This window comes from Pseudomonas sp. TMW22090 (assembly GCF_022496665.1).
Taxonomy (GTDB): Bacteria; Pseudomonadota; Gammaproteobacteria; order Pseudomonadales; family Pseudomonadaceae; genus Aquipseudomonas; species Aquipseudomonas gregormendelii.
The window spans coordinates 319,339-340,130 of the sequence record NZ_SCFH01000004.1 but is presented as its reverse complement, the minus strand read 5'-3'; the positions used below and the strand labels follow the sequence as shown (position 1 = coordinate 340,130).

Genomic DNA, 20,792 nt, shown 5'->3' with positions numbered 1-20,792 from the left:
CTGCCGCTGCCGCTGCCGCTGCCGCTGCTGCTGCCGCTGCCGCTGCCGCTGCCGCTGCCGCTGCTGCTGCCGCTGCCGCTGCCGCTGCCGCTGCCGCTGCTGCTGCCGCTGCCGCTGCCGCTGCCGCTGCTGCTGCCGCTGCCGCTGCCGCTGCCGCTGCCGCTGCTGCTGCTGCCGCTGCCGCTGCCGCTGCCGCTGCCGCTGCTGCTGCTGCCGCTGCCGCTGCCGCTGCCGCTGCCGCTGCCGCTGCCGCTGCCGCTGCCGCTGCCGCTGCTGCTGCCGCTCGGACTCACTGTAGGAGCTGCCGCAGGCTGCGATCTTTTGATCTTCAATTGCCCAAAATCAAAATCAAAAGATCGCAGCCTGCGGCAGCTCCTACGGGGTAGGTTAGTCAGTCGAGGTTGTTTGCGCTATCGGTCCGCCGCCCGCCGTTACCACCTGCACACTCATGCGCGGCGTTGCCAGATCCATTCCTGCCTCATCCAGATGGCGTTTGAGCGACAGGTTGAACGCCCGCGACACTTCCCACTGCTTGATCGGTGCCGTCTTGAACCGGGCGCGCAGGATCGCGTTGCCTGACTCGAAACTCTCGACGCCCTGGATCTCCAGCGGAGACCAGATGTTGCGCCGCTGCAGCGGGTCGGTGCGCATTTTCTGGCCGACGTCACGCATCAGCTTGATCGCTTCGTCGATGTCCATGCTGGATGGCACCGCCACCCGGAAAATCGCGTAGCCGAACTCCCGGGAGTAGTTCTTGATGCTTTTGATTTCGCTGAACGGGATGGTGTGCACGATACCGTCGATGTCCCGCAGGCGTACCGTGCGGATCGTGAGGCCTTCGACGGTCCCCAGGTGCCCGCCGACGTCCACGTAGTCATCAATGGCCAGTGAGTCTTCAATGATGATGAACAGGCCGGTGATCAGGTCGGCGACCAGGGACTGCGCGCCAAAACCGATGGCCAGGCCGATTACGCCGGCACCCGCCAGCAGCGGCGTGACGTTCATGCCCATGTTGGCCAGGGCGACGATCAGCGCGATGATGAAAATGGCCACGAACAGCACGTTGCGAATCAGCGGCATCATCGTCTGCGCCCGGGCGTTGGCCAGGCCTTTGCGCGAGCGGGTCAGGGCGTGGTGCACCGCGGTGTCGCTGAGAATCCAGATCAGCCAGGCGAAAATCAGCGTGCCGGCGAGGCTGAACAGCTTGACGCTGATTTCGTGGCCTTCACCCTCGGTGAAGGCTATCAGCGACATGCCCCAGACGCGCAGGCCCAATTCAATGAACGCCAGCCAGACCACCAGGTGGGCCAGGGTGTAGAAGAAGCTTTTGAGACGATCTGAATACAGTGCATGACGCTTGACCCCGCGTTGCGGCCTGAGTGAGTGACGCCGCACCAGGCCGTTGATCACCATGCACAACACCAGCAGCACGGTACAGATCAGCGACTGGCGCAGGGCGGTGCTGGTATCACCGGCGGATACGAACGTGGCAAACAGCGAGATCGCCACCAGCACCAGCGCCGGTACATACCAGAAGGTGCCCAGGATATCGATGCTGTCGCTGAGTGCGCGGCGGGTCAGGCGGCGCGACAGTGGCTGGTTGCGGATCAGGTGGGCGATCGGGCGGCGGAAACGCAAGATGAACAGGCCCGTGGACAGGGCTGCCAGGACATTGGCTATGGTCGCGGCGGTGTGGGCCAGGTGAGTGCCAAGGCTTACCACCAGGCGCGGGTCGCTCAGCGCCTCACCAAACGCGGCAAAACTGCCGATCAGCCACAGTGGCCGGAAGGCCTGGTGCCGCAAGATGAACAAGGCGCGGTGCCGGTGCGGGCCGTCCAGAACGGAAAAAGCGATCACGCAGATAGCCGAGAAGCAGGTGCCCACCACCAGCGCATAGGCAAGGACCATGGCCAGGCTCTTGCCCAGTGACGAGGGCAGGGCGTAGGTCATGTAGACAGTCATGACCAGGGCGATCAACCAGGGCCCGAGTTTGCGCAGGGCGAAGCGCAACATATCCAGGGCCTTGGGGTGTTGGGGCAGCTCTTCGGTCAGGCCGAAGCGCATGCGCACGCGGTGGCCGAGCCAGATCAGCACGGCAGCAAGCAGGCTCCAGACCATCAGGATCATGGCGAAGGCGAAGATGATCGGCAGCCATTCGTTGGCCGGCAGAATCAGCGCTTGCAGCTCGTCCTTGGCCAGGTCGTACTCTTGGGACCAGCGGGTAATCGGGCTGTCCTCCCCGGAAAACTGTTTCTCGAAACTGGCCAGCGTGCCGCCGATCAAACCAAGCACACCTTGTTCGGCGGCTGGCTGGGCTTGCTTGGTGGCATCGCGGAGTTTTTTCAGGTCGGCCAGCAGTTTGCCGCGTTGCTGGTCGTTTTCCAGCGACTTGATGACATCGTCCAGGGACTGCCCGAGAGGCGCTTGTGCCTCCGGCTGGGGTTTCGCCGAGCCATTGAGCAGCCCGGGCAGGCCGACCGCCTCTGCAGACGCCAGCGGTAGCAGCGTCATGAGGCAGACGAAGAGGAAATACGGCAGGGCAAAAAGACGAACAAACACTAGGCGGTCAACCTTGGGAGATCAGATTGCCCGAGTGTACGAGCCCGCCAAAATCAATGCGAGTCGGGGCGAGTATTTATTCGTTGAGTTTGGCGAGGATCTTGAACACCACGGTGCCAAGGATCGTCAGCATGCCAATCCACATTGCGAACACGCCGGCATTCTTGTCGCGGAAATTAAATCCGATGGCCAGCAGGATCATCCCGGTGAGGATCGGGATCAGCATGGCGTGGAAGGATTGCATTGTGATCATGGCGACGGCCTTGTCGAAAGGGATTACTTGAATTCTAGGCGGGTTTGGTGGGTCGAGCACGGGCCGTGGGAGACTGGATTGCCGGCGATGGAGCATTGAAATGGCCATCGCCGGCAAGCCAGGCGCCTACACAGGTGTCATGGCAATTCGTGACTGGCGTAGAACGCGCTCAGTACTTTCACCAGGTGCGCCAGGTCATGGCTGCCGCACAACTCGCGGATCGAGTGCATGGCGAACGTCGGCAAGCCGATGTCGACCGTGCGCACACCCAGGTGGCTGGCGGTGATCGGGCCGATGGTCGAGCCGCAGCCCATGTCGCTACGCACCACGAAGCTTTGCACCGGCACTTCTTCAGCCATGCACAAGTGACGGAAGAACCCGGCGGTTTCGCTATTGGTGGCGTAGCGCTGGTTACTGTTGACCTTGATGACCGGGCCGGCGTTGAGTTTCGGGCCGTGGTTGGCATCGTGCTTGTCGGCGTAGTTGGGGTGCACGCCATGGGCGTTGTCGGCCGATACCAGCAGTGATTTCTGGATGGTGCGGACAAACTCGTCACCCTCCGGCAGCAAGCGGCGCAAGGTTTGCTCAAGCATTGGACCGTCGGCACCGCAGGCCGAGCAGGAGCCGACTTCTTCGTGGTCGTTGGCCACCAGCACGCAGGTTTCATCGGTCTCGGCGGTGAGCAATGCCTGCAAGCCGGCATAACACGACAGCAGGTTGTCCAGGCGCGCACCGGCAATGAAGTCGCCATGCAGGCCGATGATCGCAGCGGCCTGGGTGTCGTAGAAGCTCAGCTCGTAGTCGAGCACCACGTCGGCATTCAAGCCATGTTCCAGGGCCAGCTGGTTGGTGAGCACCGCACGGAAATCCACGCGCTCGTCGCCGGCAAACTGCGCGAGGATCGGCGGCAGTTCGGTTTGGGCATTGATCGCCCAGCCCATATTGGCTTCACGATTGAGGTGAATGGCCAGGTTGGGAATGATGGCAATCGGCAGCTTGAAATCGATCAGCTGGCTTTCGACCTTGCCGTCGCGGCGGAAAGTGACCCGCCCGGCCAGCGACAGGTCGCGGTCGAACCAGGGGGCCAGCAGGGCGCCGCCGTAGACTTCCACGCCCAGTTGCCAGAAACCCTGGCGTTGCAACTCCGGCTGCGGCTTGACCCGCAGGCACGGGCTGTCGGTGTGAGCGCCCACCAGGCGGATACCGCTGTTGAGTGGGGAGTGGCGGCCCATCTTGATCGCGACAATTGAAGAGTCATTGCGGGTGACGTAGTAGCGACCGTTCGCTTCGGTGTTCCAAGACTCGCGCTCGTCAAGGCGCTGGTAGCCCGCCGCTTCCAGGCGCTGTACAAGGCTGGCAGTGGCATGAAAGGGGGTAGGGGAGGCCTTGAGAAAGTCGATCAGGCCTTGGTTCAACTCTTCGCGCATAAAAAGCTCCAGACAGCAGTGGCGCCAGTTTAACGTATTGGGCGGCTAATGTGCCTATGGCGCCGATCCCTGTGGGAGCGGGCTTGCCCGCGATTGGCTGTCGCACGCATTAGCCTAGAACGGTGCGGGACACTCGAAGCGCAGGCGTTCGCCGGATTGCGGATGGGTGAAGCTCAGCATGCTGGCGTGCAGGCACAGCCTTGGCCAGGCGGCCAGTGCCTGTTCGTGGGCATAGAGCCCGTCGCCCAGCAGTGGATGACCAATGGACAGCATGTGCACGCGCAGTTGATGGGAGCGGCCAGTGATGGGCGTCAGTTCGACCCGGCACCAGTCACCGCAACGCTCCAGCACTCGCCAGAACGTCAGCGCGTGCTTGCCAAATTCGTGATCCACCACGTGGCGGGGTTTGGTCGGCGGGTCGTAGCGCAGGGGCAAGTCAATGCTGCCACTGTCCAGCTCCGGCTGGCCCCAGCACAGGGCTGTGTAGGCTTTCTCCGTTTCGCGGTCGTGAAACTGCCTGGATAACTCGCGATGAGTATCCGGGTCACGCGCCAGCAGGATGATGCCGGACGTCTCCCAATCCAGCCGGTGGACGATGCGAGCCTCGGGGTAGCCATTTTCCTGCAGGCGGGTGATCAGGCAGTCCTTGTTGTCCTCGGCCCGGCCAGGGACGGAGAGCAGCAAGGTCGGTTTGTTCACCACCAGGACGCCGGCGTCCTGGTGGATGATCTGGATGTTGGACAGCGGCATTAAAACAGCCTCGTAACAAACGCCAACGGCGACTCACGCCCTTCATTGTCCCCGCAGGAGCTGCCGCAGGCTGCGATCTTTTGATTTTGCATGAAGAACAAGATCAGAAGATCGCAGCCTGCGGCAGCACCTACACGGTCCCGAAGGGCCTGAGCCGCCGTGGCTCCAGCCGGATCGACTCAGCGATCAGGCAGGGTGATATTGAGTTCCAGAATCGAGCAGCTGCCCTGGTTTTCCAGAGCGACATGCACGTCATCGGACCCGATATTGACGTACTTGCGGATCACCTCCACCAGTTCCTTCTGCAAGGCTGGCAGGTAGTCCGGTGTACTGCGTTGGCCGCGTTCATGCGCCACGATGATCTGTAGACGCTCTTTCGCTACCGAGGCTGTGCTTGGCTTCTTGTTGGCTCGAAAGAAGTCAAAAATGTTCATTACCTACCTCCAAACAGGCGCTCGAAGAATCCCTTCTTCGTGACATCGAGGAAACGATGCTCCACGGTTTTGCCCAGCAGACGATCGACGGCATCGCTGTATGCCTGGCCGGCATCGCTCTGGTCGTCGAGAATCACGGGCACACCCGAGTTGGAGGCCTTGAGTACAGCCTGGGATTCCGGAATCACGCCCAGCAGGGTGACAGACAGGATTTCCTTGACGTCTTCGACGCCGAGCATCTCACCGTCATTCACGCGTTGCGGGTTGTAGCGGGTCAGCAGCAGGTGTTCCTTGATCGGATCCTCGCCCTTTTCAGCGCGGCGTGACTTGCTGGCCAGCAGGCCCAGCATGCGATCCGAGTCACGTACCGAGGACACTTCCGGGTTGGTCACGATGATCGCTTCATCAGCGAAGTACATCGCCAGGTGAGCGCCTTTCTCGATACCTGCCGGGGAGTCGCAGACCACGAATTCGAAGTCTTCCTTGAGCGCCATCAGGACTTTTTCCACGCCTTCGACGGTCAGCGCGTCTTTGTCGCGGGTCTGGCTGGCGGCCAGTACGTAAAGGTTTTCCAGGCGCTTGTCTTTGATCAGGGCCTGTTGCAGGTTGGCTTCGCCGTTGACCACGTTGACGAAGTCGTACACCACGCGGCGTTCGCAACCCATGATCAGGTCGAGGTTACGCAGGCCCACGTCGAAGTCGACGATAACTGTCTTGTGGCCGCGCAGTGCGAGGCCGGTACCGATAGCGGCACTGGTGGTGGTCTTACCCACACCACCCTTGCCGGATGTAACCACGAGAATCTTGGCCAAGGTGTTTCACCCCTAAGGAAAAAGGACATTTAGCCCCTGAAAAAACATCTCTGGAAAACTACTGCAGTCGGACAGCCTTGGCTGGAATCCGGCCCTGAACGGCGCTTACCTTCGGTAAACACTGCTTTCTGGCCATTTTCCCACTTCGTTCAAGCCGTTTTCGCTACGTTTTAGAGATGCTTGGAAAATGCGGCAGTATCCGTTAAAGCCGAATGATGTTCAACACATCGCCCGACAGGCTGACCTGAACGCCTGAACCCCATAAAGGGTCGCGTCGCAGGTCCTCCGAAACCTTGTAGTGGCCTGCAATGGAGACCAGTTCAGCGCTCATCTGCTGACAGAAAATCCTGGCCTTGGTGTCGCCTTTGACCCCGGCCAGCACGCGACCGCGCATCGGGCCGTATACATGGATGTTGCCATCGGCGAGAAGTTCCGCCCCCGGGCTGACGGAGGAGATCACCACCAGGTCGCAACCCTGGGCGTAAATCTGCTGGCCGCCGCGCACGGGGGAGGTGATGATTTTGGTCGGCTTGATCGTCGGCTCCGGTGGTTTCTCCGGTTTTTTCACGACAACGCCTTCATTCGGGTCCAGGGCTCGCTCACGGGCACCGGACGGTGGCAGCACCGGAAGGTCGACCGCGATGGCCGCAGCAATGTCCTCGATGCGACTGGCGCGGATCGCCAGGGTGCGCAGGCCATGCTGGCGGCACACGCGCATCAGGCCCGGCAGATCAACGGCGCCTTCACCCGGTGGAAGTTTGTCCAGGGCCAACACCAGTGGCGCGTTGCTGAAGAAGTTAGGCGCCTGGGCGACCTTGGCGGCCAGTTGTCGATCGAGGTTCTCGAGGTCGTTACGGGCCAGTTCCAGCACCGTAATGGCGAGCATGCTGCCCTTCAACTGGAACACGGGATCTTTGTCTAGCGGTTCGGTTTGGCTCATGGTCGGCATACAACGACTTGTCACTAAAAGTGCCGAGACTTATAACGAGAACGCCCGCAGGCCGCAAGCCGGGTCTAACGATGTAGAATGCGCGGCCATTGTCTTGACGGAACCTTTAATGGATCGCCCGCGTTTTCGAAGAGCATTTCTTTCCCCGCGTTTCTGGCCGCTGTGGTGTGGTCTGGGGCTATTGTGGCTGATTGTCCAACTGCCTTATCCGGCGTTGCTGTCCATCGGTCGGCTCCTGGGCGCCGTCATGTATCGCCTGGCGGGCGACAGACGGCGCATCGCCAAGCGCAATCTCGAATTGTGTTTTCCGGAAAAATCCGCCGCCGAGCGCAAACACCTGCTAAAGGAAAATTTCGCTTCCACCGGCATCGCCTTCTTTGAAATGGCCATGAGCTGGTGGTGGTCGCGCGAGCGGCTGGCGAAGCTGGCGCATGTCGAAGGCCTGGAGCATCTGCAAAAAGCCCAACGCGAAGGCAAGGGGGTGATCCTGATGGCCGTGCATTTCACCACCCTGGAAATCGGGGCGGCGTTGCTCGGCCAGCAGCACACCATTGATGGCATGTACCGCGAGCACAAGAACCCGCTGTTCGATTACATCCAGCGCCGCGGCCGCGAGCGCCACAATCTCGACTCGCTGGCCGTGGAGCGTGACGACGTGCGCGGCATGCTCAAGCTGCTGCGGGCCGGGCGCGCGATCTGGTATGCACCGGACCAGGACTACGGCGCCAAGCAAAGTATCTTCGTGCCGCTGTTTGGCATTCAGGCCGCAACTGTGACGGCCACCAGCAAGTTCGCACGGTTGGGCAAGGCACTGGTGGTGCCGTTCACCCAGGAGCGCCTGGCGGACGGCAGCGGCTATCGACTGATGATCCATGCGCCGCTCGAAGGCTTTCCGGGGGAAACCGAGGAAGCCGACTGCATTCGCATCAATCAGTGGGTCGAAGGCGTGCTGCGCGACTGTCCGCAGCAATACCTGTGGGCGCATCGGCGTTTCAAGAGCCGCCCACCCGGTGAACCCAAACTGTACGCCAAGCGCGGTTGAAACATGATCCCCTGCAGGAGCGGACTACCAACAAGCACCATGGAGCGTTGCGATGAGTCCCGTTGAACCGGTTACAGGCTTGATTCTTTCCGGCGGTGGGGCTCGGGCGGCCTATCAGGTGGGAGTGCTGGCGGCGATTGCCGAGTTGCTGCCGCAGGGTGCACGTAATCCGTTCCCGGTTATTGTCGGTACCTCGGCGGGTGCGATCAATGCGGTCAGCCTGGCCAGTGGCGCGCTGGATTTCCGTGCTGCCATCGAGCGCCTGACGGCGTTCTGGCAAGGCTTTCGCAGTCATTTGGTGTTGCGCAGCGACTGGCCTGGGGTGATCCATCAGGCCAGCCGCTTTGTCGGCCACAGCCTGCTCGGGATCGGTGCCCAGGTGCCGGTGGCCTTGCTTGACAGTTCGCCATTGCGCGGGCTGCTCGACGACAAGCTGCAGTTGTCCGGGATCGCTGAGGCGATCGCGCAGAAACAGTTACAGGCCGTGGCGGTCACTGCGTTCGGCTATGAGTCGGGTCAGGCCGTCACGTTCTACCAGGGCGGCGGCACCATCGACGCCTGGTTACGCCATCGTCGCATCGGCGTGCCTACGCAGTTGACCATTGAGCACCTGCTCGCCAGTTCCGCGATTCCGCTGCTGTTTGCGCCGGTGAAAATCGGTGAAGAGTATTTCGGCGACGGCGCGGTACGCCAATCGGCCCCCATCAGTCCGGCCCTGCATCTTGGGGCCAGCCGCGTGCTGGTGGTGGGGGTCAGCGGCAACCCGCGCGGGGTCGATCCCGAGCAGCCGCTGCAACGCGCCTATACCGGCCAGCAGCCGACCCTCGCGCAAATTGGCGGGCACATGCTCAACAGCACGTTCATCGACAGCCTGGAAAGCGACATCGAGCTGCTGCAACGTCTCAACCAGTTCAGTCACCTGATGCCCAATGGCACACCCACCCGAGCGCTCGGCGTGGCGCCGGTGGAGGTGCTGGTGATCTCACCGAGCCAGCCGCTCGATGAGATCGCTGCGCGGCACCGGCAGGAATTACCAGCGGCGCTACGCCTGTTCCTGCGCGGGCCGGGGGCGACCAAGACGAGTGGAGCGGGAGTGTTGAGTTATCTGTTGTTCGAGGCGGGGTATTGCAGCGAGTTGATTGATTTGGGGCGCCGGGATGCGCTGGCCAAGCGTGAGGAGTTGTCCCGGTTTCTGGGGTTGCTGTAGGAGCGAGCTTGCTCGCGATGGACGTTAACGATGACGCTGGGAGCCTGACACCCCGTGGCGCTCTCTGGTCCTTCGCGAGCAAGCTCGCTCCTACAAATCGTGGCGCTCTCTGTCCTTCGCGAGCAGCCTCACTTTTACAAAATCAGAAGTGAACCTTGACCAGGAAGCTGGTCACGCTCTGATCGGTTTTGAAGCCCTGGCTGTCTTCGATACCGTATTTGTTTTTCCAGTAGTCATACTCGACACCGACGTACAACTGCTTGGCACCCAGGCTCAGGGCTTTGCCCAGGTCGTATTTGATTTGCGGATTGAAGTGCAGGTTGGCGTGGTATTCGCCTTTGTCGTTCACGTCGTTGTCGACGACCCAGTCCATGAAGCCGTCGATCAGCACGTCCGAGTCACCCACCGGGATGGTGTAGGACCAGGCTGGCGTGATCTGCCAGACGTCGTCACCCGGACGGTCGCCTTCGGTGTGACGGTTGTAGAAGTTCAACTGAAAGTAGTCGAAGCCGGGGATGGCCAGGTCGAAACCCGGACCGATCAGGTACGACTCGGTGTCGTCTTCGCCGAACTCATAGGTCATGGCCAGCAGCACGTCCTTGATCGGGCCGAACTCCAGCTTCTGGTTGAAAATCTTGTTGAATGACAAGCGCGGGCTGAATTCGCCGTAGTGAGTGTTCTTGCCGGCGAAAGAGTCTTCCTTGCCGTTGTAGAAAATCTTGTCGATGAAGAAGAAGTTGTCTCCGTATTTCCAGCCGTCGGCGTGTTCGAATGTCACGGTCTGCTGGATGCGCGGGTTGACCTGGAAGTCTTTGCCATACAGATAAGTCAGGCTGTTGTCCTGCCATTGCAGCAAGTCGCCGGCCATGGCCTGGCCCCCCGCCAGTAACGATCCTGCCAGCATCAGGCTAGTGCACGTACGTTTCATTCGGTTGCTCCCAAAAAGTAGTGGTATCACGTTATTTTTTTAAGGTCGGCGCTCTGGTGTGGCGCCTTTTTCTCAAGCTGCAAAAATCATCCATTCGGTCAGCTTTATTGCTGTTAGCAAAAGCTGCGCCAAGGCTTTGCGAAAACCAAAAAACTCCCGCTCGGCTGCTCAAAAACAGTCGATTGAGAGTGGTTCGGGGAGGCCTTGATACCGTCCAGAGCCGGGATAAGTTGGCTTTCTGGTCAGGAATTAAATCCGGGCTTTTTTTTAAAGCGGATTCAGGCGGCCGCGGAGAATACTGACTCCTTGGCCAGGTCTCAAGTGCCCCGCAACAGCGCACCGACGACAGGTTTGGGGCACGGTTGCGGGTCATCTTAGAAGTGCACCTTCACCAGCAGGCTGGTGGTGTTTTCATTGGTGTCGAAATTGGCGCTGTTTTCGATGCCGTACTTGTCTTTCCAATAGCTGTATTCGATGCCGACGTACACCTGTTTCTCCCGCCAACCCATGGACTTGCCCAGGTCGTACTTGATCTGCGGGTTGAAGTGCACGTTGGCGTGATAAGTGCCACGGGCGTTCTGGTCGTTATCCACCACCCAGTCCAGGTAGCCGTCGATCAGTACACTCGAATTGCCGAGTGGAAGGGTGTAGGACCAGGCCGGGCTGACCTGCCAGACATCGCTGCCGGGGCGCGAGCCTTCGGTCTGGCGATAGTAAAAATTCAAGGTGAAAAAGTTGAAGCCCGGTATTGCGAGGTTAAAACCGGGGCCGATCAGGTAGGCCTCGCTGTCGTCTTCGCCATTCTCGTAGGTCATGGCCAGCAACACGTCCTTGATCGGGCCGAGTTCGAAGCGTCGGTCCAGGATCTTGCCGAAGGACAGTCGCGGGCTGAACTCGCCGTAATAGGCGTGAACGCCTTTGTTGCGGTCTTGCTCGCCGTTGTAGTAGGTGCTGTCGATGAACATGAAGTTGTCGCCGTACTTCCAGCCATCGGCGTGCTCGAATGTCACCGTCTGCTGGATCGACGGGTTGACCGCAAAGTCCTTGCCATAGAGATAGCTCAGGCTGTTGGTCTGCCACAGCAACAAGTCGCCGGCCATGACCTGGCTAGTGGTCAGCAGGGCGGCGCCCAACAGCAGGTTTTTCTGAGTCCGGATCATCTGGTGCTCCTTCTTGTTTTTATTGTTCAAGGCACGGGGGCTCCAACCCTGTGGGAGTGAGCCTGCTCGCGATGGCGGTGTATCAGTCAATGAAGTGTTGAGTCTGATAACGTCATCGCGAGCAGGCTCGCTTCCACCTGGCCGGGCGTGTACTTGTTTGTCAGTGCGCGTGGCAGTCGTTAATGGCGGCGCGTTCCTTGCCGCCGAGGATGTTGAACAGCAGGTTCAGCGACAGCGCGCTCAACGTCGCCATCGCAATTCCGCTGTGGGTGATCGGGCTCATCCACAAGGGCAGGTGGGCGAAAAACTCCGGCCGGACCACCGGGATCAACCCCATGCCGATGCTCACCGCCACCAGCAACTGGTTGCGACGGTCACCGATGTCGGCTTCCTGCAGAATCTTGATCCCGGTGGCCGCAACCATGCCAAACATGGCGATGGCTGCACCGCCCAATACCGCCGGTGGAATGGACGCCACCAGAAACGCCGCTTTGGGCAGCAAGCTCAGTACGATCAGCAAGCCGCCGGCGACGATGGTGACCGAGCGGCAGCGCACGCCGGTCATCTGCACCAGGCCGATGTTCTGGGCGAACGAGGAGTGGGTGAAGGTGTTGAAAAAACCGGCAAAGAATGAAGCACCGGCGTCGCACAACAGGCCGCGTCGCAGCATCCGCGGGCAAACTTCCTGCCCGGTGATCTTGCCCAGGGCGAGAAACATGCCGGTGGACTCGACGAAGATGATCACCACCACCAGGCACATGGACAGGATCGGTGCGAGCTCGAATTTCGGCATGCCGAAATGCAGCGGAGTGACGATCTGTACCCAGGGCGCCTGGGCCATGCCGCTGAGGTCGACCATGCCGATCAGGCCGCAGATCACATAACCCAGGCACATGCCGATCAGCACCGAGATATTGACCCAGAAGCCGCGCATGAAACGGTGCACCAGCAATATGGTGCCCAGCACCAGGGCGGCGATGGCCAGGTAGATCGGTGAGCCGAATTGCGCCGCACCGGCGCCACCGCCGGCCCAATTGACGGCCACGGGGAACAGCGACAAACCGATTGAGGTGATGACCGTGCCGGTCACCAGGGGCGGGAAAAAACGTACGACCCTGGACATGAACGGTGCGATGATCATGCCGAAAAAGCCCGCGGCAATGGTCGCGCCGAAAATGCCTTGCAGGCCGATGCCAGGCATTCCTGCCATGGCAACCATGCTGCCGACGGCGGCAAAGCTGGCGCCCATCATCACCGGCATGCGGATGCCCATCGGGCCGATGCCCAGGGACTGCACGATGGTGGCGATGCCGGCAACCAGCAGGTCGGCGTTGATCAGGAAGGCGATTTCTTCGCGACTCAGGCCTGCGGCCTGTCCGATGATCAGCGGCACCGCAATGGCGCCACCGTACATCAGCAGAACGTGCTGCAGTCCGACCAGGATCAGTTGCAACAGGGGCAAACGCTGAATAGCGGGTGCGTCGGGGATGCGCGCTTCGGATAGCTCGGACATGCAACACCTCGGATCTTTTTTATTCTTGTGATTTTGTGCATCAGGTCGACCGCGCCGCGGCCAATCGCGGGCAAGCCTTGCTCCTACAGAATTCCTGGGAATCCAGTGGGAGCAAGGCTTGCTCGCGATGCTTTTCAGCGGTTAATTGGTCTGGGCTCCCTGCACAATCCAGGCACCAATCAGGTCACGTTCCTGCTGGGTCATCTGGGTGATGTTGCCCAGTGGCATGATCTGGCTGGTGACCGCTTGCGCCTGGATACGCGGGGCGTTCTGGCGGATCTGGTCGGGGGTGTCGAACATCACGCCAGCCGGTGCAGCACTGAACAACGGGCTGGTCGGCTTGGCGGAATGGCAGACCGTGCAGCGTTCCTGGATCACGTTGTGCACCTTGTCAAAACCCGGGCCGGCATTCGCTGCCTGGGTCGGTGCCGGTTCAGGAGCTGTCACCGGTGCAGCTGCGGCCGGCTTCTTGTCACCGCCCAGGGCGGTTTCCGGCAGTGGCTGGTACTCGATGGCGGCCTTGGCGACTTCAGGCGCGCTGGACATCGGCTTCGGACCGGACACATAGGCCAGGCAAATCATGCCCACCGCTGCCACCGGCAGGGTCCAGGCAAATTTGTGGCTGTCGTGACGGGTGTTGAAGTAGTGACGTACCAGCACTGCCAGTACCGCGATCCCGGCCAGGATCAGCCAGTTGTACTGGCTGCCGTAGGTGCTCGGGAAGTGGTTGCTGATCATGATGAACAGCACAGGCAAGGTGAAGTAGTTGTTGTGCCGTGAACGCAGCAGGCCTTTGGCCGGCAGTGCCGGATCGGGCGTGCGGTTCTCGGCAATCGCCGCCACCAGCGCACGTTGTGCTGGCATGATGATGCGGAACACGTTGCCGACCATGATGGTGCCGATGATCGCGCCGACGTGCAGGTACGCACCACGGCCGCTGAACACTTTACTGAAGCCGTAGGCGGCGCCAATGATCAGCACGAACAGAATGAAACCCAGCAGTGCAGGGCGCTTGCCCAGGGCCGAATCGCAGAGGAAGGAGTAGACGAACCAGCCGACGAACAGCGAGCCGATGCCCAGCAGAACGCCTTCAGGACCTGTCAGGCTGCTGCCGGGTGCCAGCAGGTAGAGCGTCGGGTTGGAGTAGAACACCACGCACAGCAGCGCGATCCCCGACATCCAGGTGAAGTAGGCTTCCCATTTGAACCAGTGCAGGTTGTCCGGCATGGTCGGTGGAGCCAGTTTGTATTTTTCCAGGTGGTAGATACCGCCGCCATGGATCGCCCACAAATCACCGGCCAGGCCACTTTTCGGGTTGACCCGATTGAGGTTGTTTTCCAGCCAGACGAAATAGAACGACGCACCGATCCAGGCCACGCCAGTAATCATGTGAACCCAGCGCACGCTCAGGTTCAGCCATTCCAACAGATGTGCTTCCACAGTCTTTACCTCTCGCCTGTCACTCTGTTGTCGAGTGATCAGACCTTCTCTTATTGGTGGGGGGCAAGGATCAAACGCTCATCCTCTTTGAAAAAATGCTCATCGCAGTTATTGCCTGTGCCACTGCGATCAACCACCAGGAAGTCATCCCGCTTTTCGATCGTCAGCACCGGATGGTGCCAAACGCCGCGATGGTAATTAATGCCCTGCCTGCCGTTGGTGACGAAGGCGCGGACCAAGCCTGATACAGGTTCATCGCCAACTGGCGCGACCACGATCAGAAAGGGGTTGCCGAGCAGCGGAATGAAAGCCTGGCTGCCCAGCGGATGGCGCTCCAGCATGCAAACGGTCAGTGGCATGTCCTGCGCGTCGGCGCGGAAGATGCTGATGATGGCGTTGTCCTCCGGCGCAGCGGTTTCAACCGTCGCCAGTTTATGGAAGCGCATGGTCGAACCGTTGTTGATCATGAAGTGATCGCTGCCGTCGGTTTCAATGACGTCACCGAAAGGGGCGAAGGCTTCTTTGGTCAGCGGTTCAATCGTCAGTGTGCGCATGCTGTTCTTTTCCGAATTCTGTGTTGTTGGTTCTGTTGCTATCGCCAGCAGGCTGGCTCCCACAGGGGAATGCATTGCAAATGTGGGAGCCAGCCTGCTGGCGATTGGGTTCAGCGCTTATTTAGCGACCTTGCCGAGAACTCGCAGGCGGCTCACACCACCGTCCGGGAAGACGTTCAGGCGGATGTGGGTGATGGGGCCCAGTGCCTTGATCTGCTCGGCGAAGGTGTGCTCGGCGTGCATTTCCAGCTTCTGCGCCGGCAACAGCTCACGCCAGAACAGCGACTGGGTTTCGATCTGGCTGTCGGTACCGCCTTTCACGAATGCGCCCTGGATCGAGCAGGTGTCCGGGTAGTTGCCCTTGAAATGCAGGGTGTCGACGATGATTTTTTCGATCTCGCCCGGATGACCCAGCGCGACGATGACCCAGTCATTGCCCGGGGTACGACGACGTGCGGTTTCCCAACCGTCGCCCATGTTGATGCCACGGCCCGGGTTCAGGATGTTGCTCATGCGACCGAAGTGTTCGTCAGAGCAGGCGAGGGCGCGGCCGCCGTTCAGGGCTGCAGCCAGGTCAACTTGCTCGTTGTCGCCCACAGCCGACCAGTCGCGGAATGGAATGCCGTACACGCGCAGTCGAGCCACACCACCGTCCGGGTAGATGTTGAAACGCAGGTGGCTGAACGACTGGTCGTTGCTGATTTCGTGGTAGTGATGGCTGTTGCCCTGCAGCTCGACGGCCGACAGCACTTCAGTCCACTGGGTGTTGTCGTCTGGCTCGCCCGAGGCCAGGAAGCAGGCTTCCAGTGAGGCCGATGGCGGGAAGTTGCCGGTGAAGAATGAAGTGTCGATGTCCACGCCCTTGATCGAACCTGGTACACCCAGGCGGATCACGGCGCTGTCGTAACCTTCGAAGCGCTTGCGGCGCGACTCCCAGCCGTCCATCCACTTGCCGTTGTCATCGAACACGCCCTCCTTCCATACGGCCGGGGTCGGTTGGAACAGACGGTTGGCGTCTGCGAACCAGTCATCGGTGACCGAGATGATCTTGGTGCCCAGGCGGGCATCGGCCAGGTTGACGAACTTCTCGAAAGGTACGGCGTAAGCTTTCATTCTTCTTGTCTGCCTTTAATAAGTTGGCTTGGGATGCTTGCAAGGCCCCGGGTGTCATTTGCGTTTGAAAACACCTGGGCCAGGCTCGCTTATAGGGTCAGTAATCGGAACAGGGCGATCTTGTTGATCTCCGCCAGCGCGCATTTGAATTCGGTGTCGACCGAGTTGTTGATGCGCGTTTCGAACGCCGCGAGGATCTGATGCCGGTTGCTGCCTTTTACCGCCATGATGAAGGGAAACTTGAACTTGGCTTTGTAGGCGTCGTTCAGCTCGGTGAAGCGAGAAAACTCTTCTGCCGTGCATTGGTGAATACCGGCGCCAGCCTGTTCATTGGTGCTGGCTTCGGTCAACTGGCCCTGGACGGCAGCTTTGCCGGCCAGGTCCGGGTGAGCGTTGATCAACGCCAGCTGGCTGGCGTGATCGGCGCTCAACAGGATGTCGCTCATGCGCTGGTGCAGGGTTTCGATCTGGTCGATCGAGGCGTCCTGGCCCAGGTCAAAGGCCTTCTCGGCCACCCATGGCGAATGTTCGTAGATGTCGGCAAAGGCTTTGACGAAGCCGTCGCGGCTCAGGGTCGAGGGTTTGAGAGTTTGAAAAGTGCTCATTTTGCAGGCCCTTGGTACGGGTGGGTTTCGTGCCAGTGGCGAGCGATGTCGACGCGACGGCTGAACCACACCTGTTCATGACTTTTAGCGTATTCGATAAAGCGTTTGAGCGAAGCCAGGCGCGCCGGACGGCCGATCAAGCGGCAGTGCAGGCCGATCGAGAGCATTTTCGGTGCTTCGGCGCCTTCGGCGTACAGCACATCGAACGCGTCTTTGAGGTATTCGAAGAAATCATCGCCCTTGTTGAAGCCCTGGACCTGGGTGAAGCGCATGTCGTTGGTGTCCAGAGTGTAAGGGATCACCAGGTGCGGCTTGCCGGTCGGATTGTTCGGTTCCCAGTAGGGCAGGTCATCGTCGTAGGTGTCGCAGTCGTAAAGGAAACCACCTTCTTCCATGACCAGGCGCCGGGTGTTCGGGCCGGTGCGGCCGGTGTACCAGCCCAGTGGGCGCTCACCGGTGATCTCGGTCAGCACACGGATCGCTTCGAGCATGTGCTCGCGCTCCTGGGCCTCATCCATGTACTGGTAGTCGATCCAGCGATAGCCGTGACTGCAGATTTCGTGGCCGGCGTCGACCATGGCGCGGATCACGTCCGGGTGACGCTGGGCGGCCATGGCCACCGCGAAGATCGTCAGCGGAATGTCGAATTCCTTGAACAGTTTCAGGATCCGCCAGACGCCGGCGCGGCTGCCATACTCGTAAAGCGATTCCATGCTCATGTTGCGCTCGCCTTGCAGCGGCTGCGCCGAGACCATTTCCGAGAGGAACGCTTCAGACTCCTTATCGCCATGCAGAATGTTGCGCTCGCCACCTTCTTCATAGTTGAGCACGAAGGACAAGGCGATGCGGGCATTGCCCGGCCAGTGTGGGTGCGGAGGGTTACTGCCGTAACCGACCAGGTCGCGTGGGTAGTCAGCGCTCACTGCAGTCTTCCTTCTTGTTCGTTAACAGGTTGTGTGGCGGCCTGGCGGTGGAATCACAGGCTGGCGTCACAGCGATTGGATGATTGTATACAACTTTATATCCACATTGTAAGTCTGAATTTTCGCATTTTTCACTCGCTGTCATCTTGCAGTGGTAGTGCAAGAAACCTGCCTGATTGGTCAGCTAATGGATCGAAGGTCCTGAGGTGGCCTGCTGAGCAGGCAGATACGGCACTGATCGGCAGTGGGCAGGAGTGACACGAAAAATGTCGTTTTTATTGTGTACAATTTTTTTTAAAAGTGTCTTAATCAGTTCCTCGCCGCAGCGTTTCGTGCTCCGAATCGGTGCGGTCTCCTTTTTAACTGACTTCGGGAGGCGCGAGGCCTGATGGCTCAACACCACAGGCGCGCAGAATCAATGGGACGTTTGACTACTCACGTTTTGGATGCAGCACACGGTTGCCCGGGCAGCTCGATCAAGGTCGAGCTCTACCGCGTTGAAGGCTCGCAGCTGGAATTGGTCGCCAGCGCGATAACCAACAGCGACGGGCGGGTCGATGCACCTCTGCTGCAAGGTGATGACTACCGTACCGGGGTTTATCAGGTGCAATTTCATGCAGGCGACTACTACCGCGCCCGTGGCGTGCAGTTGCCGGAGCCCGCGTTTCTGGACGTCGTGGTGTTGCGGTTCGGCATCTCTGCCGAACAGGATCACTACCACGTACCGCTGCTGATCTCGCCGTACAGCTATTCCACGTATCGCGGCAGCTGATCCCCCAAGCAGCTGCCCCAACCGGGAAGCGACTGCGCATATAGCTTCTTTGGTCTTTCGCCCGCTCACACTGCGGGCTTTTTTTTGCCTGCTGGAAAGTCAAAAGAGCACCACAATCCACTGTGGGAGCGGGCTTGCCCGCGATGAGGCCCCAACAGGCAACATCACCTCCAGATCGTCCGAAGGCTCGGGCCGCGTTCGGACGATCTTTTGATTTTGCCTTGCTAACGGCTCAACAGCGACGCCGCACCCGCACCACTGAACAGGCCGGCACTGATCCGGTTAAACCAACTCTGCCCCTTGCCGCTTCGCAGATACCGCGCCGCGCCGTGCGCACCCAGCCCATAAGCCAACTTGCACAGCAGATCCAGCACCGTCCACGTCGCAATCATCACCAGCAACTGAGGCAGGAACGGTTGTTCGGCGCTCAAAAACTGCGGCAGAAACGCAGCGAAGAAAAGAATGTCCTTCGGATTACTTGCGCCCAATACAAATGCGCGCCCGAACAGTGCGCGAAAGCGCGGAACAGCCGCCGCCTGGGGCACTTCAGCGCCCACCGACGGTTGGCGCGATTGCTGCCAGCTCTGCCAGGCGAGGTAGAACAGGTACAGCGCGCCGACAATCTTCAGCGCGCTGAACAGCTGTTCCGAAGCCAGCAGCAGGGCGCCCAGGCCCAATGCCGAAGCGCTGAGGAGGCAGATCGAGGCAATCACTCCCCCGAGGAAGGCGGGGTAAGACCGTCGCAGACCGTAATTCAGACTGTTGCTGATCATCAGCAACGATAGCGGTCCCGGGATCAGGATCACCACCAGTGCAGCGCCGCTGAACAGCAGCCAGGTTTCCAGACTCATCACTTTCCTCCATTTGCGCAAAAGCCCCACCCGACGGGGTGAGGCTGGTTCGTAACGCTTACTGCGTAACGCTTACAAGAAAACAAACTTGGCGATGAAGATCGCGCACAACACCCACAGGCTGACGGAAATTTCCTTGTACTTGCCCGTGCCGGCCTTCAGTGCCACGTAGGTGATGAAACCCAAGGCGATACCGTCGGCAACCGAGAACGTCAGGGGCATCATGATCGCGGTGACAATCGCCGGGATACTGTCGGTCGCTTCATCCCATTCGATGTGAGCCATGCCGCCCATCATCAACATGGCGACATAGATCAGCGCGCCGGCTGTGGCGTAAGCGGGAATCATCCCGGCCAGCGGTGCGAAGAACATCGCGGCAATAAATAGCACACCTACGGTGACTGCGGTAAGACCAGTCCGACCACCAGCGGCAACGCCAGCGGCACTTTCCACATAGCTGGTGACGGGCGGCACACCCACTACCGCACCGAAGACACTGGAAGCACTGTCGGCCTTGAGGGCGCGGGAGAGGTTTTCGATCTTGCCGTCGGCATTCACCAGGCCGGCGCGCTGGGCCACGCCCATGAGGGTGCCGGCGGTGTCGAACATGTGCACGAAGAGGAAGGCGAGTACCACGCTGATCATGCTGACGTTGAACACGCCGGCGACGTCCATGGCCATCCAGGTCGGAGCCAGGCTCGGCGGGGCCGACATGATGCCTTCGTAGTGAACGAGGCCCAGGCCCCAGCCGGCCAGTGTCACGGTGATGATGCTGATCAGAATTGCGCCAAATACCCTGTGGTAGCTGAGAACAGCAATCATCAGGAAGCAGATGGCTGCCAGCAGCGGGCCAGGTTCGCGCAGGGAGCCCAGTTTGATCAGGGTGGCCGGGCTATCGACGACGATGCCCGCGGTTTTCAGGCCGATCAGCCCCAGGAACAACCCAACGCCGGCGCCCATGGCGTAGCGCAAACTCACCGGAATGCTGTTGAGCAGCCATTCGCGGATCCGCGAGAAGGTCAGGAACATGAACAGCACGCCAGACACGAACACCGCGCCAAGAGCCGTTTCCCAGTTGTAGCCCATGGTGCCGACCACGGTGTAGGTGAAGAACGCGTTAAGCCCCATGCCCGGCGCCAGGCCGACCGGCCAGTTGGCATAAAGGCCCATCAGCAGGCAGCCCAGCGCAGCGGCGATGCAGGTGGCGACAAAAGCCGCACCGTGATCAATCCCCGCATCGGCCATGATGTTGGGGTTGACGAAAATGATGTAAGCCATGGTGATGAAGGTTGTCAGACCGGCAATCAATTCGGTCTTCACCGTGGTGCCATGCAAGCTGAGTTTAAACAGACGCTCCAGCCAGCCGGTGGGGGCGGGCGGCGAGAGGTCCAGCGTCGATGCTTCGGATTTGCGGCTTTCCACAGCGAGTACTCCTCAAGAGTTTTATTGTTATTTCCAGGACCGGACCCATGAGGGCGGCAGCGGTCCTTTGAGGCACTT

At 60.2% G+C, this 20,792-nt stretch carries 20 protein-coding genes and 1 pseudogene; 4 read left to right on the top strand and 17 right to left on the bottom strand.

What is annotated here, in order from left to right:
* Positions 1-387: 387 nt before the first annotated feature.
* From EQV97_RS14100 to minC, 7 genes are all read right to left on the bottom strand, one after another.
* Positions 388-2,559 (bottom strand): mechanosensitive ion channel domain-containing protein, encoded by a 2,172-nt coding sequence (locus tag EQV97_RS14100; RefSeq protein ID WP_240889108.1) that lies wholly within the window; start codon positions 2,557-2,559, stop codon positions 388-390.
* Positions 2,560-2,635: 76 nt separating this feature from the next.
* Positions 2,636-2,812, bottom strand: a complete 177-nt coding sequence (locus EQV97_RS14095) for a hypothetical protein (protein ID WP_163019418.1) — start codon at positions 2,810-2,812, stop codon at positions 2,636-2,638.
* A 137-nt stretch (positions 2,813-2,949) separates the two neighbouring features.
* The gene (locus tag EQV97_RS14090) at positions 2,950-4,239 is read right to left on the bottom strand and encodes a M18 family aminopeptidase (protein WP_045060220.1); all 1,290 of its coding nucleotides are present in this window, start codon (positions 4,237-4,239) and stop codon (positions 2,950-2,952) included.
* A 114-nt stretch (positions 4,240-4,353) separates the two neighbouring features.
* On the bottom strand, positions 4,354-4,989 hold the full coding sequence (locus tag EQV97_RS14085; protein WP_122839298.1) for an RluA family pseudouridine synthase: 636 nt from the start codon (positions 4,987-4,989) through the stop codon (positions 4,354-4,356).
* A gap of 179 nt (positions 4,990-5,168) precedes the next feature.
* Positions 5,169-5,423, bottom strand: a complete 255-nt coding sequence (gene minE / locus EQV97_RS14080) for a cell division topological specificity factor MinE (protein WP_007944431.1) — start codon at positions 5,421-5,423, stop codon at positions 5,169-5,171.
* On the bottom strand, positions 5,423-6,235 hold the full coding sequence (gene minD, locus EQV97_RS14075) for a septum site-determining protein MinD (RefSeq protein ID WP_045060222.1): 813 nt from the start codon (positions 6,233-6,235) through the stop codon (positions 5,423-5,425). The genes minE and minD overlap by 1 nt, the downstream gene beginning before the upstream one ends.
* Positions 6,236-6,437: 202 nt before the next feature.
* The gene (gene minC, locus EQV97_RS14070; protein ID WP_045060241.1) at positions 6,438-7,175 is read right to left on the bottom strand and encodes a septum site-determining protein MinC; all 738 of its coding nucleotides are present in this window, start codon (positions 7,173-7,175) and stop codon (positions 6,438-6,440) included.
* A 118-nt stretch (positions 7,176-7,293) separates the two neighbouring features.
* Here minC and EQV97_RS14065 point away from each other — a divergent pair, with 118 nt between their 5' ends.
* From EQV97_RS14065 to EQV97_RS14055, 3 genes and pseudogenes are all read left to right on the top strand, one after another.
* On the top strand, positions 7,294-8,226 hold the full coding sequence (locus EQV97_RS14065; RefSeq protein ID WP_240889107.1) for a lipid A biosynthesis lauroyl acyltransferase: 933 nt from the start codon (positions 7,294-7,296) through the stop codon (positions 8,224-8,226).
* 52 nt (positions 8,227-8,278) lie between these two features.
* Positions 8,279-9,433, top strand: coding sequence for a patatin-like phospholipase family protein (locus EQV97_RS14060; protein WP_122839296.1), 1,155 nt, complete (start codon positions 8,279-8,281; stop codon positions 9,431-9,433).
* A 17-nt stretch (positions 9,434-9,450) separates the two neighbouring features.
* Positions 9,451-9,528 (top strand): annotated as a pseudogene (locus EQV97_RS14055) (outer membrane lipoprotein carrier protein LolA); the annotation flags it as partial.
* Positions 9,529-9,575: 47 nt separating this feature from the next.
* Here EQV97_RS14055 and EQV97_RS14050 read toward each other — a convergent pair.
* From EQV97_RS14050 to puuE, 8 genes are all read right to left on the bottom strand, one after another.
* Complete coding sequence (locus EQV97_RS14050) at positions 9,576-10,361, bottom strand: outer membrane protein OmpK (protein ID WP_122839295.1); 786 nt, start codon at positions 10,359-10,361, stop codon at positions 9,576-9,578.
* A gap of 374 nt (positions 10,362-10,735) precedes the next feature.
* A complete protein-coding gene (locus EQV97_RS14045) occupies positions 10,736-11,521 on the bottom strand; it encodes a hypothetical protein (protein ID WP_122839294.1) in 786 nt (261 codons plus the stop codon).
* A 160-nt stretch (positions 11,522-11,681) separates the two neighbouring features.
* A complete protein-coding gene (locus EQV97_RS14040) occupies positions 11,682-13,034 on the bottom strand; it encodes a nucleobase:cation symporter-2 family protein (RefSeq protein ID WP_045060227.1) in 1,353 nt (450 codons plus the stop codon).
* A gap of 141 nt (positions 13,035-13,175) precedes the next feature.
* Entirely contained in the window at positions 13,176-14,474 is a 1,299-nt protein-coding gene (locus EQV97_RS14035; protein WP_122839293.1) for a urate hydroxylase PuuD, read from the bottom strand.
* Positions 14,475-14,524: 50 nt separating this feature from the next.
* Positions 14,525-15,028, bottom strand: a complete 504-nt coding sequence (locus EQV97_RS14030) for an ureidoglycolate lyase (protein ID WP_122839292.1) — start codon at positions 15,026-15,028, stop codon at positions 14,525-14,527.
* 117 nt (positions 15,029-15,145) lie between these two features.
* Complete coding sequence (alc, locus tag EQV97_RS14025) at positions 15,146-16,141, bottom strand: allantoicase (protein WP_045060229.1); 996 nt, start codon at positions 16,139-16,141, stop codon at positions 15,146-15,148.
* A gap of 89 nt (positions 16,142-16,230) precedes the next feature.
* Entirely contained in the window at positions 16,231-16,746 is a 516-nt protein-coding gene (gene uraD / locus EQV97_RS14020) for a 2-oxo-4-hydroxy-4-carboxy-5-ureidoimidazoline decarboxylase (protein WP_240889106.1), read from the bottom strand.
* Positions 16,743-17,669: an allantoinase PuuE gene (gene puuE, locus EQV97_RS14015; protein ID WP_045060231.1), complete on the bottom strand. Its 927-nt coding sequence runs from the start codon at positions 17,667-17,669 to the stop codon at positions 16,743-16,745. Before puuE ends, uraD begins: the two co-directional genes overlap by 4 nt.
* 418 nt (positions 17,670-18,087) lie before the next feature.
* Between puuE and uraH the strand changes: the two genes are divergently transcribed.
* Positions 18,088-18,441, top strand: coding sequence for a hydroxyisourate hydrolase (uraH, locus tag EQV97_RS14010; RefSeq protein WP_008031462.1), 354 nt, complete (start codon positions 18,088-18,090; stop codon positions 18,439-18,441).
* Between the two features lie 224 nt (positions 18,442-18,665).
* Here uraH and EQV97_RS14005 read toward each other — a convergent pair whose 3' ends face one another.
* Positions 18,666-19,292 carry a LysE family translocator gene (locus EQV97_RS14005; protein ID WP_122839290.1) on the bottom strand — a complete coding sequence of 209 codons (627 nt, stop codon included), beginning with the start codon at positions 19,290-19,292 and terminating at the stop codon, positions 18,666-18,668.
* A 72-nt stretch (positions 19,293-19,364) separates the two neighbouring features.
* A complete protein-coding gene (locus EQV97_RS14000; protein WP_045060233.1) occupies positions 19,365-20,714 on the bottom strand; it encodes an NCS2 family permease in 1,350 nt (449 codons plus the stop codon).
* Positions 20,715-20,792 lie beyond the last annotated feature (78 nt).